This is a genomic window from Leifsonia sp. NPDC058194, assembly GCF_042883605.1.
In the GTDB taxonomy this organism is placed as follows: Bacteria; Actinomycetota; Actinomycetes; order Actinomycetales; family Microbacteriaceae; genus Leifsonia.
In genome coordinates, this window is sequence record NZ_JBHVVL010000001.1 from 447,152 (window position 1) to 459,249 (window position 12,098).

At 70.1% G+C, this 12,098-nt stretch carries 15 protein-coding genes; 6 read left to right on the forward strand and 9 right to left on the reverse strand.

Going from position 1 to position 12,098, the window contains the following annotated elements; genetic code table 11:
- Window positions 1-5: 5 nt before the first annotated feature.
- Window positions 6-1,064, reverse strand: coding sequence for a polyprenyl synthetase family protein (locus ACFVU2_RS02060; protein WP_387870317.1), 1,059 nt, complete (start codon window positions 1,062-1,064; stop codon window positions 6-8).
- A 20-nt stretch (window positions 1,065-1,084) separates the two neighbouring features.
- Window positions 1,085-2,026: a demethylmenaquinone methyltransferase gene (locus ACFVU2_RS02065; RefSeq protein ID WP_387870320.1), complete on the reverse strand. Its 942-nt coding sequence runs from the start codon at window positions 2,024-2,026 to the stop codon at window positions 1,085-1,087.
- 122 nt (window positions 2,027-2,148) lie between these two features.
- On the opposite strand from ACFVU2_RS02065, the gene ACFVU2_RS02070 reads away from it, so the two are divergent.
- Window positions 2,149-3,450: an isochorismate synthase MenF gene (locus ACFVU2_RS02070; protein WP_387870323.1), complete on the forward strand. Its 1,302-nt coding sequence runs from the start codon at window positions 2,149-2,151 to the stop codon at window positions 3,448-3,450.
- Window positions 3,451-3,457: 7 nt separating this feature from the next.
- On the opposite strand, the gene ACFVU2_RS02075 is transcribed toward ACFVU2_RS02070, so the two are convergent.
- Complete coding sequence (locus tag ACFVU2_RS02075) at window positions 3,458-4,312, reverse strand: polyphosphate kinase 2 family protein (RefSeq protein ID WP_387870327.1); 855 nt, start codon at window positions 4,310-4,312, stop codon at window positions 3,458-3,460.
- Window positions 4,313-4,350: 38 nt separating this feature from the next.
- Window positions 4,351-6,270 carry a hypothetical protein gene (locus ACFVU2_RS02080; RefSeq protein WP_387870329.1) on the reverse strand — a complete coding sequence of 640 codons (1,920 nt, stop codon included), beginning with the start codon at window positions 6,268-6,270 and terminating at the stop codon, window positions 4,351-4,353.
- Between the two features lie 90 nt (window positions 6,271-6,360).
- Between ACFVU2_RS02080 and ACFVU2_RS02085 the strand changes: the two genes are divergently transcribed.
- Genes ACFVU2_RS02085 through ACFVU2_RS02095 form a run of 3 tightly spaced genes read left to right on the forward strand, consistent with a single transcriptional unit; the run spans window position 6,361 to window position 8,170 of the window.
- Window positions 6,361-6,747, forward strand: coding sequence for an SHOCT domain-containing protein (locus tag ACFVU2_RS02085; protein ID WP_387870332.1), 387 nt, complete (start codon window positions 6,361-6,363; stop codon window positions 6,745-6,747).
- Window positions 6,748-6,791: 44 nt separating this feature from the next.
- Window positions 6,792-7,469: a GntR family transcriptional regulator gene (locus tag ACFVU2_RS02090; RefSeq protein WP_387870335.1), complete on the forward strand. Its 678-nt coding sequence runs from the start codon at window positions 6,792-6,794 to the stop codon at window positions 7,467-7,469.
- Window positions 7,469-8,170 (forward strand): GntR family transcriptional regulator, encoded by a 702-nt coding sequence (locus ACFVU2_RS02095; protein ID WP_387870338.1) that lies wholly within the window; start codon window positions 7,469-7,471, stop codon window positions 8,168-8,170. Before ACFVU2_RS02090 ends, ACFVU2_RS02095 begins: the two co-directional genes overlap by 1 nt.
- A gap of 72 nt (window positions 8,171-8,242) precedes the next feature.
- On the opposite strand, the gene ACFVU2_RS02100 is transcribed toward ACFVU2_RS02095, so the two are convergent.
- The 5 genes from ACFVU2_RS02100 to ACFVU2_RS02120 form a co-directional block, all read right to left on the reverse strand.
- Entirely contained in the window at window positions 8,243-8,539 is a 297-nt protein-coding gene (locus ACFVU2_RS02100) for a Dabb family protein (protein WP_387870341.1), read from the reverse strand.
- Window positions 8,536-8,799 (reverse strand): glutaredoxin family protein, encoded by a 264-nt coding sequence (locus ACFVU2_RS02105; RefSeq protein ID WP_387870343.1) that lies wholly within the window; start codon window positions 8,797-8,799, stop codon window positions 8,536-8,538. The genes ACFVU2_RS02100 and ACFVU2_RS02105 overlap by 4 nt, the downstream gene beginning before the upstream one ends.
- Window positions 8,800-8,922: 123 nt before the next feature.
- Complete coding sequence (locus ACFVU2_RS02110; RefSeq protein WP_003792170.1) at window positions 8,923-9,021, reverse strand: 30S ribosomal protein bS22; 99 nt, start codon at window positions 9,019-9,021, stop codon at window positions 8,923-8,925.
- 70 nt (window positions 9,022-9,091) lie between these two features.
- Window positions 9,092-9,307 carry a helix-turn-helix domain-containing protein gene (locus ACFVU2_RS02115; protein ID WP_025156026.1) on the reverse strand — a complete coding sequence of 72 codons (216 nt, stop codon included), beginning with the start codon at window positions 9,305-9,307 and terminating at the stop codon, window positions 9,092-9,094.
- Window positions 9,308-9,396: 89 nt separating this feature from the next.
- Window positions 9,397-9,819 (reverse strand): ArsR/SmtB family transcription factor, encoded by a 423-nt coding sequence (locus tag ACFVU2_RS02120; protein ID WP_387870349.1) that lies wholly within the window; start codon window positions 9,817-9,819, stop codon window positions 9,397-9,399.
- Window positions 9,820-9,885: 66 nt separating this feature from the next.
- On the opposite strand from ACFVU2_RS02120, the gene ACFVU2_RS02125 reads away from it, so the two are divergent.
- Both ACFVU2_RS02125 and ACFVU2_RS02130 read left to right on the forward strand, forming a co-directional pair.
- Complete coding sequence (locus ACFVU2_RS02125) at window positions 9,886-11,322, forward strand: TrkH family potassium uptake protein (RefSeq protein ID WP_387870351.1); 1,437 nt, start codon at window positions 9,886-9,888, stop codon at window positions 11,320-11,322.
- Entirely contained in the window at window positions 11,315-11,986 is a 672-nt protein-coding gene (locus ACFVU2_RS02130) for a potassium channel family protein (protein ID WP_387870354.1), read from the forward strand. Before ACFVU2_RS02125 ends, ACFVU2_RS02130 begins: the two co-directional genes overlap by 8 nt.
- Window positions 11,987-12,098: the final 112 nt, after the last annotated feature.

Sequence of the window (12,098 nt, forward strand, 5' to 3'; positions counted from 1 at the left end):
CGTGTTCAGCTGGAGCGTTCGACGATCGTGTCCGCGAACCGGACGAGCGCCTTCTTCACGGGCCCGTCGGGCAGCGGGGCGAGGGCCTCGACGGCCTCCCGCGCCCACCGGTGGGCCTCTTCCAGGGTCTGGTGGGTGACCTCGTGATCGCGCAGCGCGGCGATCGCGGCAGTCGCCTGGGGCGTGACCTCGCCCTCGTCGGCGGTGCCGATCACGTCGCGCTCGAGGCGATCGAGCAGCTCGGCGGCGGAGGCGTCGTCGGCGGCGCGCTCCCGCAGCCGCAGCACAGGCAATGTCGCGACGCCGGCGCGCAGGTCGTTGCCCGGGGTCTTGCCGGTCTCCGAGACGCCCTTGGCCGAGAGGTCGATGACGTCGTCGATGATCTGGAATGCAACGCCGATCTTCTCGCCGAAGGTCACGACGGGCTGTTCATAGCTCTCGTCGGCACCGGAGAAGACCACGCCCATCTGCGCGGCGACGGCGATCAGCGACCCGGTCTTGTCCTCGAGCACCTTGAGGTAGTGCTCGATCGGGTCCTCGCCGTCCTGGGGGCCGATCGTCTCGTGGAGCTGACCGAGGCAGAGTCGCTCGAACGTGTCGGCCTGGAGCTGGATGGCGCGCTCGCCGAGTGCGGAGACCAGCTTGCTCGCGCGGGCGAAGAGCAGGTCGCCGGTCAGCACCGCGACCGAGTTGCCCCAGACGAACTGCGCGCTCGGGACGCCGCGACGCATGTGCGAGTCGTCCATCACATCGTCGTGGTACAGCGAGGCGAGGTGGGTGATCTCGACCGCCTGCGCGGCCTGCAGCACCTGGGGCGTGGTCCCCCGGCCGAGCTGCGCCGCGAGCAGGGTCAGCATCGGGCGGACCCGCTTGCCGCCGGCCTCGAGCAGGTAGCGGGCCGTCACGTCGGCCAGACCGTCGGCGAACCGCATCTGCGCACGGAGTCCGTCTTCGATCTGCACGAGCCCGTCGTCGATCGCGGCCGCGAGAGCACGGTCCTCACCGCGTGCGAAGATCCGCTCGGTCAGGCCCAGCTGGCTGGACACCGATGCAGGGCGGCGCACCGCAGGAACACTTCGTGGCACTACTCCCCCTCGGGTGGGACGGTCGGCGTGGAGTTCGTGCCCTCGGCTGCCGGCTTCGTCGCTGCCGGCTTCGTTGCAGAGGAAGGCTTCTTCGCAGCCGATGTCGTTGGCTTCTTCGCAGCGGTGGTTGGCTTCTTCGCAGCGGTCGCAGGCTTCGCAGCGGTCGCAGACTTCGCAGCGGTCGCGGCAGGCTTCTTCGCGGCAGCGGCGGGTTCGGCGACCTCGACGGGCTTCGCCGGGATGGGCTTGCGGCCGCGGTGCAGGGCGACGATCCCGGCGGTCAGGTTGCGCCAGGCGACGGACTCGTAGCCCGCATCCCGCAGCCAGGATGCGAGCTCGGGCTGGGCGGGCCAGGCCTGGATCGAATCCATGAGGTACTCGTAGGCGGCCGGATTGGAGCTCGCCAGCTTGGCGAGCACGGGCATGCCGTACTTGAGATAGGCGCTGTACCCGGCGCGGATCAGGGAGACCGGGGGGTGGGAGAACTCGCAGATCACGACGCGCCCGCCAGGCTTGGTGACGCGATAGAACTCGGCGAGCGCCGTGCGCGGGTCCACGATGTTGCGGAGGCCGAAGGAGATCGTGACGGCGTCGAACGTGTCGTCCTCGAACGGCAGCTGCATCGCATCCGCCTGCACGAACGAGACGTAGGGGTTGTCGGCTTGACGCCGGCGCCCGACCTCGATCATGCCCTCGGAGAAGTCGGCGGCCACCACGCTCGCACCGTTGCGCGCGAGTGAGGCGCTCGAGGTGCCGGTGCCGGCTGCGACGTCGAGGATCTTCTCGCCGGCGCGCGGGCCCACGGCACGCGTCGTCGCCACACGCCAGAGGGATGCGTTGCCCACCGACAGGACGGTGTTGGTCCGGTCGTAGTGGGTCGACACCTCATCGAACATGGCGGCGACCTGGGCGGGCTGTTTGTCGAGGTCGGCCTTACTCACCACACCAGCTTAGGCTGCGCCGTGATCCCGTGCATTCCCGGGGCGGGATGGACGGCACCTGCGCGGCGAACGCGCAGCCGGCGCGCATCCGACGCCCAGCGTCCCGGGCGTAGTCTGTAGCGGTGACAGCACCAGCGACCACGCGACAGGCGACGGACGTGACGGCGCTCTCGGTCGAGACGGCACCTCTCGACGACGTACGCCAGCTCATTCCCTTCATCGATGCCCGCACCCCTCTTCTGTGGTTGCGCAAGGGCGAGGGGATCGCCGGCATCGGCGAGGCGTTGCGGCTCGAGTTCTCCGGCCCCGACCGCATCGGCGACGCCTCCGCCGCGTGGCGCGCCACCGTCTCCGCCGCGACCATCGTCGACGGCGTGAGGACCCCGGGCACGGGGCTCGTCGCCTTCGGGACGTTCGCGTTCGCCGACGAGAGCGAGGCGTCGAGCACGCTCATCGTTCCCGAGATCGTCCTCGGCCGCCGCGACGGCCGCAGCTGGATCACGCGCATCCGCCCGCTCGACGCCTCCGGCGAGAACGGGACGGCCGCCGGGGACGACCCGGCCCCGACACCCGCGGGCATCCCACGTCCGACCGCGTTCGGCGACGAGTACCGGCTCACCCTCCTCCCGGGCCGGCTCGGCAAGGACGGCTACCGCGATGCCGTCGCCGCCGCCGTCGCGCGCATCCGCGAACACGATCTCTCCAAGACGGTGCTCGCCCGCGACCTCGTCGGGCACCTGCCGCACGAGTCGGACCTGAGGCGCGCCCTCGTGGAACTGGCCCTCGGCTACCCGGAGTGCTGGACGTTCGCGGTCGACGGCCTCGTCGGCTCCTCACCCGAGACGCTGGTGCGCGTGCACCACGGCACGGTCACCGCACGCGTGCTGGCGGGCACGATCTCGCGCGGAACGGATGCGGCGGCCGATCACGACGCCGCCGTCACCCTGGCGAGCAGCACCAAGGACCAGCAGGAGCACCGGTTCGCCGTCGCCAGCGTGCTGGAGGCGCTGCGTCCGCACAGCGCCGACCTCGACGTCAGCGATCTGCCCTTCACCCTGAAGCTCCCGAACCTCTGGCATCTGGCGACCGACGTCGCCGGCACGCTCAGCGACGGCGCGAGCTCGCTCGACCTCGCCGAGGCCCTGCACCCGACGGCGGCCGTCGCCGGGACCCCGACCCCGGACGCGCTCGCGGTGATCCGCGAACTCGAGCCCTTCGACCGCGGCCGTTACGCCGGACCGGTCGGCTGGGTCGGCGGCGACGGGGACGGCGAATGGGCGATCGCCCTCCGATGCGCCCAGGTGGACCCCGACGGCGACATCACGGCGTACGCGGGAGCCGGGATCGTCGCCGACTCCGACCCGGAGCGCGAGCTCGCGGAGACCACGATGAAGTTCCGGCCGATCGTCGAGGCCTTCGGCTGACGCTCGGTCAGGTCGCGGCGAGCCGGGCGCGCTGCTCCTCGACGTCGTAGGCCGGCTCCGGCCAGCCGAGATCGAGGCGCTCGAGGGCGTCGATCAGAAGGTGCTGGACGGCGATCCGCGCGTACCACTTCCGGTTCGCGGGGACCACGAACCAGGGCGCGTCGTCGGTCGAGGTGCGATCGAAGACCACCTGGAACGCGTCCTGGTAGTCGTCCCACAGCATCCGCTCGTCGACATCGTTGGTGGTGAACTTCCAGCGCTTGTCCTCGCGGTCGAGGCGATCCTCGAGCCGTCGCTTCTGCTCATCCTTGCCGAGGTGCAGCATCACCTTGACGATGGTCGTCCCGGTCTCGGTCAGTTCGCGCTCGAAGTCGTTGATGGCGCGGTAGCGGCGCTCGATCTCCTCCGGAGGGGCGAGCTGCCGCACACGGCCGATGAGCACATCCTCGTAGTGCGAGCGGTCGAAGACCCCGACCTGGCCGGCGGCGGGGACCGCCTTCTCGATGCGCCAGAGGAAGTCGTGGGCGAGCTCCTCCCGCGTCGGCTTCTTGAACCCCGTGTAGCGCACGCCACCCGGGTTCATCGCGCCGACGACGTGCGAGACGATGCCGCCCTTGCCCGCCGTGTCCATCGCCTGCAGCACCAGCAGAACCCGGCGCTGGTCGCCTTGCGTGGCGGCCGCGTACAAACGCTCCTGAAGGTCGGCGAGGATCCCCGCGCCTTCGGCGAGCGCTGCCTCCCCGTCGCGCTTGCCGCCGTCGAAGGCGGGCTTGGCGTCGGGGTCGCGCTCCGACAACCGGAAGCCCGCGCCGACGCGCAGCAGGTCGTCCGGGTCGGTGCTCCAGTAGCTCTCTCGTCCCACCGTTCCTCCTCGCTCGGGGTGGGTCCATCGTAGGGACCTCAGCGGGGCAGCGCCACGCCCACCACGCTGCCGAACGCGTCCGGCGGATGAAGGAGCACGACCGGCTGCGTGTCTCCCGGGAAGAGCCGGGCGACCTCGCCGGGCTCTGCGCGGTCGTCGACGGTGATGTCGATGGTCTCGCGCCAGCGGCCGTCGGCGGTGCGCTGCAGGGTGGCCTCCCAGGTGATGCCGGGCGTGCGCTTGGCCTGCACGCGCAGGTGGACGCCCACGGCACCGCGGCGCCCGAGGAGGGAGAGCAGCCCGCGGTAGACGGCTGAGCGGCTCCGCCGTGAGAGCCACGGGCCGAGCGCGACGGCCAGGACGTCGGCGTTCCAGATCACCGTCGTCGCGAATCCCGAACGCGACTGGTAGACGTCCACCGCGATGACGCCCGCGATGCGGCGCACCGTCTGACGCAGGCTCTGACGGGTGATCCCCTCCTCCACCGTGCTCCGCAGATAGAGCGGCACCGACGCGCGGGGCGGCAGGTCTCCGGCCCGCACCGCGGCTCGATCGTCGACATGCTGGCCGGCGCCGAGGAAGGGCGCGAGCTCGGCGAGGAACGAGGCGACGCGCGCATCCGGAGGCCGGGCTTCGACGACCGCTGCCGTGTCGGCGTATGCGGTCGACTGGTGCAGGGCGCCGAGCCGGAACCCGACGGTGAGCGGCGGCGCCGCCTTCACGGTGAGCAATCCCGCGTGGCCTCGGCTGACGACGTTCTCGCGGCCGTCGATCCGCGGGACGATGTCGAGCACGTGCTCGAGCGAGAGCGCATGGATGCTCGCGGGCAGCCGGAACCGCCCGAGAGGAGACCCGCCCACGACCAGGTGCGTCACGGTGAACCCGTCGGCGGCCGCGGCCAGCGCGATCTGGGCGGCGACCATCCCGCCGAGGCTGAAGCCGGTGAGCAGCACGGGCTCCCCGGCGGCGATGCCCGCGGCCCGCATGGTCGCGACGGCCGCGCGCGTGATCGTCGCCTGCCGTTCGGTGCCGATCACGAGGTCGGCGGTGAGGTCGTTGGGCGCGGCGCCCGCTCGCGGATGCCACGACTTCGTGCTCGGGAGCTGGACGATCCAGCGGCGCCCGCCGGTCTCGTCGACGCGATGGACGAGACGGATGACCGCGACGTCCGCCCGGTCGTCGAGGTCGGGATCGCAGAGGTCGTCGATCTCGCGCTGGCTGAGGAAGATCTCGCGCAGCGATCGCACCGCCCGCCGCCGCATCGCTCCTGCGGCCAGCCCCGGCTGCCCCAGCGGGTCGGGCGGCGCCCCCAGCCGGAGTCCCAGCCGGGCCGCCGTCGTGTCGCCGAGACCGGCGGGCGGCCGGTAGCGCCCCTGCGCATCCGGATCCGCCCACCACCGGAAGAAGTCGTGCAGCGCCGGGAACGCGGCGGCGAGGAACTCGTCGTAGCCGAGCAGGCGCGCGTCGTGGCCGTCGCGCAGGAGACCACGACGGCGGCCGAGCCCCACCACCTTGCGCAGCAGCCCGGGCAGGGTGAAGACGGCGACGTAGGGGCGAGCGCGCCAGCGCGGGAGGATGATCCCGGCGGCGCTCGCGCCCAGTGCAAGCGGTGAGAGCAGCCAGCCGGCCAGACGTGCGGCGCCGCCGACGGTCCGCGGGAGCAGTGAGAGGTACAGTCCGCTCAGAGCGACCCGGCGCGCGCGGCGGCGAACCGGGGGCGGCGACGGGAACGGGTAGGGGACGCGTCGCGAGCGCTGAACGGCGAACCACACCCAGGCGGCCACGATGCCGACCAGACGGCCCACCAGCCCGACCAGTGCCGCGACGGCTCCGATCGCCAGCAGCAGGACTCCTGCGGCGAGCGCGAACGGGATGCCGACGACGAACCCGGCGACGAGCGCCGCCCATCCTGCGGCCGAACGTCCCCCCCAGAGGTGCGGAGGCGACTGCGGCGTCATGCGGTCAGCCTAGGCGTGGCGGGCGACCGGGCGCCTCTAGCCAGGGGCGCGCCGCGCCCGCTACGGTGAGCCGACGGATAGGAGCCGACGATGAACACTTTCTGGGACTTCCTGTGGCTGATCTTCTGGTCGTTCGCTTTCGTGGCCTACCTGTTCGTGCTGTTCGGGATCCTCGCCGATCTCTTCCGCGACCGGCAGCTGAACGGGTGGTGGAAGGCCGTCTGGATCATCTTCCTGGTCTTCGTGCCCTGGCTGACGGCCCTCGTGTACCTGATCGCCCGAGGACGCGGGATGGCCGAACGGAACGCCGAACGCCGCCAGACGGTGGCGGAGGACGACGACTACGGCCTCCAGCCGGTGGCCTCCGCGAGCCCCGCGAGCGACATCGCGCGGGCCAAGGAACTGCTCGATCAGGGTGTGATCAGCGCGAACGAATTCGACGCGCTCAAGGCGAAGGCGCTGGGCCAGCGCTTCTGAGCCCGACCCGTTGAATCTCGGCAGGGCGGATGTAATATTCAAGTATGCCTGTACCCGTAACCGAGGCCGTCAGCCCCCGACGGCTCATCCGAGACGAGGTCTTCCTCCGTCTGCTCGACGCGATCGTCGAAGGGGACCTCACACCCGGCGAACAGCTCTACGACGCCGAGATCGAGAAATGGGTCGGCGTGTCCCGCACGCCGGTCCGTGAAGCGCTCAATCAGCTCGCCACCATGGGCCTGGTCGAGATCATGCCGCAGAAGCGCACGCGGGTGACCCCGATCGACACGGTGCGACTGCGCGGCCTCCTCGACACCGTCGGCACGCTGCTGCGCGGCGTCATCCGCGACTCGACCCCGCTGCTGACCGACGCGGACAAGAACGCCCTCCTCGGCCTCCGGGAGCGCGCCTCCGCGACGGGGCTGACCGCGCTCGAACGCGACCGCGTCATCACCGAAGGTTTCGTCGACGTCTTCGTGCGCCGCCTCGACAACCGCACCGTCGCCCGCCTGTTCAAGCGCCACTTCCCCGAAGTGCGCCGCGCCCTCGTCGCCGCGCCCTCCAGCGCGGCGTTCGACCGGGGACTCCCCTACCTGGAGCCCCTGGTCTCGGCCGCCGTCTCCGGAGACTCCGCCTCCGCCGCACAGGCCTTCGCCGACTACTGGGACAACGGACTCGCGACCGTCGTCGACGAATTCGCCGCCGAAGGGAAGACCGCCTGATGCCGCTGCCCGTGAAGGACACCGCCCCCGTCGAACGGCAGCTGCTGCGCGACGTCGTCTACAACCGCCTGTACGACGGCATCCTCGACGGCACGCTGGAGCCGGGCGAGACCCTGCTCGACGACAAGCTGACCGCCTGGCTCGGCGTCTCGCGCACCCCGATCCGGGAGGCGCTGATGAAGCTCGCCGACATCGGCCTGGTCGAGATGGCGCCGAACCGGTACACCCGCGTCGCCCCCATCGACCACCGCGCCATCGACGAGGCCATCTACACGACCGGCCTGCTGCACGAGCACGCAGCGCGCACAGCCGTGCCGAACCTCGACAACGCCGCCGTTGGCCGTCTCGACAAGGCGCTGAAGGAGGTCCGCAAGGCGTCGAAGGCGTCCGACCTGCCGGCCCTCGGCCGGGCGCTCAACGACTTCTTCCTCGAGTTCGAGCGCAACGCGGACAACGCGGTGCTCCTCGGCGTGAGCGAAGGACTCAGCCCGCAGCTCCTGCGCTACATCGCGGTCTGGCACCAGCCGTTCGCCGCCGACGACCTCCCGGCCCGTCTCACCGAGATCCACGAGGCCGCCAAGGCCCGCGACGGCCAGAAGGCCGGCGACCTCATCGCCGCCCTCTACGCGCCGACGCTCACGCAGTTCCTGGCGGAGTACCGCCGCGCCGACCGCGAGATCGACGAGAGCCCGAGCTACTGAGCTCCCGCTCCCCGCAACGCAGAAGCGCCCGGCCCCGACAGGGACCGGGCGCTTCTGCGATGCTGGCGAGGGTCAGACCTCGAAGTCGACCGCGCTGCGGCCATCGACGACCGAGCGGATGAACGCCGCGACCTCTTCGTGCGCGGGATGCACCTGGTAGCGGGCCACCGCGTCCAGGTCCGCGAAGTCGCCGATGAGGACCAGATCGAAGTTGCCCGGCAGCACGTTGACCCCGACCTCCAGCCGCTCGATCTCGGGCACGACGCCCACGAGCGACTCCAGCTTCGCCTTGACGGCGGCAGCCTGCTCGGCGCGCTCGGACTCGTCGGTCGAGGCGAGCTTCCACGTGACGACGTGGCGAATGGTCATCGGTCCTCCAGGATCGCAGTGCGCAACCGGGCCGGGTCGACCCGCCAGTAGGTGTGCATCCTGCCATCCACCAGGACGACCGGGATCTCCTCCACGTACTTCTCGTGCAGGGCGGGATCGTCCAGGATGCTGAGCTCCTGGACCTCCACGACGGGAGCACCCTCGGGGAGGCCGTCGATCACCGTACCGATCACCGCACGGGCGTCGTCGCACAGGTGGCAACCCGGCTTGCCGATGAGAGTCAGGGAGACGGCGGACACGGGGTCCAGCCTAGCCCGCCCGGGGACAGCACTGTGCTGTCCGGGCACAGCGCTGTGCTGTCCGGGCACAGCAAAAAGCGCCGGACCATGACGGACCGACGCTTGAGCTGCAGACGCGGAGGTCTACTTCTTGTTGCGACGCTGGTGGCGCGTCTTGCGGAGAAGCTTGCGGTGCTTCTTCTTCGCCATACGCTTGCGACGCTTCTTGATAACGGAACCCACGTAGACCTCACAAAGTTAGGGGGGTTTGCCGCGGGGTGCGCGGCGACACAAGCAACCAGTTTACCCGACGTCACGCCGAATCGGCGACGCCGCCTTTCTCGGAGTGCACGAGAGCCTCCAGAGCCTGGTCGACAGCCGACTCCGGAACCCGGAACGAGCGCCCGAAACGGATCGCGGGAAGCTCGCCCGAATGCACCATCCGGTACACGGTCATGCGGGAGACGCGCATCATGTCGGCCACTTCTGCGACCGTCAGGAAGCGCACGTCCTTGAGATCGTGTGCCATCGCCGTACCTTTCGTACCCGCCATGGTACCCGGGTGGACCGGCGGGTGTCAGGAACTCTATTGGCCCGCAGGCATCCGCGGCAAGCGGCTCAGTCCCGCCGCCACTTCGTGACGCGCTCGGTCGCGCTCGACACCGCATGCCGGGTGTCGGCGAGCACCTTGCCGACCGTGCTGGCGAACTCACGGGTCTCTTCCGCGAGCTGCGCCGAGAGGTCGGCGGCGTCGACGTCGGCCGTCGTGAACGGGATGACCCAGTCCTCCACCAGTTCGAGCGGCCCCGCATCGAGGCGGTAGTAGCGGTGCTGGCCCTCTTCGCGCACCGAGACCAGGCCGGCCTCGCGCAGAACCTTGAGATGCTTCGACACGGTCGGCTGGCTCAGCTCGAGCGTCGAGACGATCTCCGAGACCGAGATCTCGCCGACCGCATCCGCCGCCTCCGAATGACGGTCGAGCAGCACGCGGAGGATGTCGCGCCGCGTGGGGTCGGCGATCACGTCGAAGATGTCGGCCATCCCCCCAGGCTAGTCACTCCACACCCGGAGTACCATGTCCGAAGCTTCGGTGGGAGGGAACGGACCATGGCTACGACCCCGGCAGCCCGGCGCGGGACTGCGGTTCCCGTGCACCGGGTGCGCGCCGCGATCAACGGCTTCGCCTCCCGCAGCCCGTCGCGATTCGCGATCCTGGTCTTCACCCTCCTCATCCTGATCTTCACGCTGCTGTTCTCGCTGCCCATCGCCTCGGTGAAGCAGACGGTCACCCCGCTCGCGGACGCCCTCTTCACGGCGGTCTCCGTCATCTGCGTCACCGGCCTGTCGACCGTGGACATGGCGACCCACTGGTCCGTCTTCGGGCACCTGCTGGTGTACCTGGGCGTGCAGATCGGCGCGGTCGGCGTGCTCACGATGGCGAGCATCCTGGGCCTCGTCATCTCCCGTCGCCTGGGCCTGCGGGCCAAGCTCATGGCCGCCAGCGACAGCAACCCGCTCCGCATCCACGCCGGTCCTGTCGCCGAGGGACAGGCGGTGCGTCTCGGCGAGGTCGGCAAGCTGCTCACGACCGTCGCGCTCAGCATGGTCGTGATCGAAGGGCTCGTCGCCCTCCTGCTCCTGCCCCGGATGCTGATCGCCGGGATGTCGTTCGGCTCTGCGCTGTGGGAGAGCCTCTACTACTCGGCGATGGCCTTCACGAACACCGGATTCGCGCCCAACGCGGAGGGGCTGACTCCGTTCAAGGAGGACTTCTGGTTCCTGGGCGCGCTCATGATCGGCGTGTTCCTCGGAGCGATCGGGTTCCCGGTCATCCTCGCCATCGCCTCCAACCTCCGCAAGAAGCGGCGGCGCTGGTCCATCCACGTCAAGCTGACGTTGCTGACCTCGGTCATCCTGCTCGTCGCGGGCGCGGTCATGTACATCGTGCTCGAGTTCGACAACCCGAAGACGTTCGGGAACCTCGACGCCGGGCACACGGTGTTCCAGTCGTTTTTCCTGTCGACCATGGCGAGATCGGGCGGCTTCTCGACGATCGACATCAGCGACCTCCACGGGTCCAGCCTGCTCGTCACCGACATGCTGATGTTCATCGGCGGCGGATCGGCCTCCACCGCCGGCGGCATCAAGGTCACGACGCTCGCCGTACTGTTCCTCGCCGCCTTCGCCGAGGCGCGCGGAGTGGAGTCGATGGATGCGTTCCGCCGGCGCATCCCGATCGACGTGCTCCGCCTGTCCGTCGCCGTCGCCCTCTGGGGTGCGACGATCGTGGCCGTCTCGACCATCGTGCTCACCCAGATGACCAAGGCGCCCCTCGATCACGTGCTCTTCGACGTGATCTCGGCGTTCGCGACCTGCGGACTCTCCACCGGCCTCACGGCGTCCCTTCCCGATCCGGGGGTGTACGTGATGGCGGCCACCATGTTCTGCGGACGCGTTGGTACAGTGACTCTCGCTGCCGCCCTGGCCCAGAGCCAGCGCAAGCAGCTGTACCAGAACCCCGAGGAGAGGCCACTCGTTGGTTGACCGGATCAAGCACAACGCCCCCGTCCTGGTGATCGGCCTCGGCCGGTTCGGAGCGGCGACCGCCGGCCAGCTCGACCGCCTCGGCCGCGAGGTGCTCGCGATCGACACGGATGCGGGCCTCGTGCAGAAGTGGGCCGACCGTGTCACCCACACCGTGCAGGCGGATGCGCGCTCCATCGAGACCCTCCGCCAGATCGGCGCGGAGGACTTCTCGATCGGCGTCGTCGCCGTCGGCTCCTCCATCGAGGCCAGCGTGCTCATCACGGCGAACCTCGTCGACCTGAAGGTGCCGCAGATCTGGGCGAAGGCGATCTCGCAGTCGCACGGCAAGATCCTGGAGCGCATCGGCGCCAACCACGTCATCTACCCGGAGGCCGAGGCCGGCGAGCGCGTCGCGCACCTCGTCTCGGGCCGAATGCTCGACTTCATCCAGTTCGACGACGACTTCGCCCTCGTCAAGATGTACCCGCCGAAGCCCATCCGCGGCCTCAACCTGACCGAGTCCGGCGTGCGCAGCAAGTACAACATCACCGTCGTCGGCGTGAAGAGCCCCGGCAAGCCGTTCACCTACGCGACCGCCGACACCGTCGTCTCCAACCACGACCTCATCATCATCTCGGGCACCTCCGCCGACATCGAGCGCTTCGCCGCCCTCGACTCCTGACCGCGCGCGCGTCGTCCGCTGCCATCCGTTCCGGAGTTTTGCACGCAACTCGCGGGGCGGCCATGTACAAAACTCCGGAACGGATGGCCGTGTTGTGGAGAACCCGCAGTCG

Excerpts from the sequence above, each read along its gene's own strand:
- ACFVU2_RS02100 (WP_387870341.1), bottom strand. The coding sequence starts at position 8,539 with ATGACCATTCGCCACGTCGTCACGTGGAAGCTCGCCTCGACCGACGAG.
- ACFVU2_RS02095 (WP_387870338.1), top strand. The coding sequence starts at position 7,469 with ATGCCGCTGCCCGTGAAGGACACCGCCCCCGTCGAACGGCAGCTGCTG.
- ACFVU2_RS02125 (WP_387870351.1), top strand. The coding sequence starts at position 9,886 with ATGGCTACGACCCCGGCAGCCCGGCGCGGGACTGCGGTTCCCGTGCAC.
- ACFVU2_RS02120 (WP_387870349.1), bottom strand. The coding sequence starts at position 9,819 with ATGGCCGACATCTTCGACGTGATCGCCGACCCCACGCGGCGCGACATC.
- ACFVU2_RS02085 (WP_387870332.1), top strand. The coding sequence starts at position 6,361 with ATGAACACTTTCTGGGACTTCCTGTGGCTGATCTTCTGGTCGTTCGCT.
- ACFVU2_RS02080 (WP_387870329.1), bottom strand. The coding sequence starts at position 6,270 with ATGACGCCGCAGTCGCCTCCGCACCTCTGGGGGGGACGTTCGGCCGCA.
- ACFVU2_RS02115 (WP_025156026.1), bottom strand. The coding sequence starts at position 9,307 with ATGGCACACGATCTCAAGGACGTGCGCTTCCTGACGGTCGCAGAAGTG.
- ACFVU2_RS02090 (WP_387870335.1), top strand. The coding sequence starts at position 6,792 with ATGCCTGTACCCGTAACCGAGGCCGTCAGCCCCCGACGGCTCATCCGA.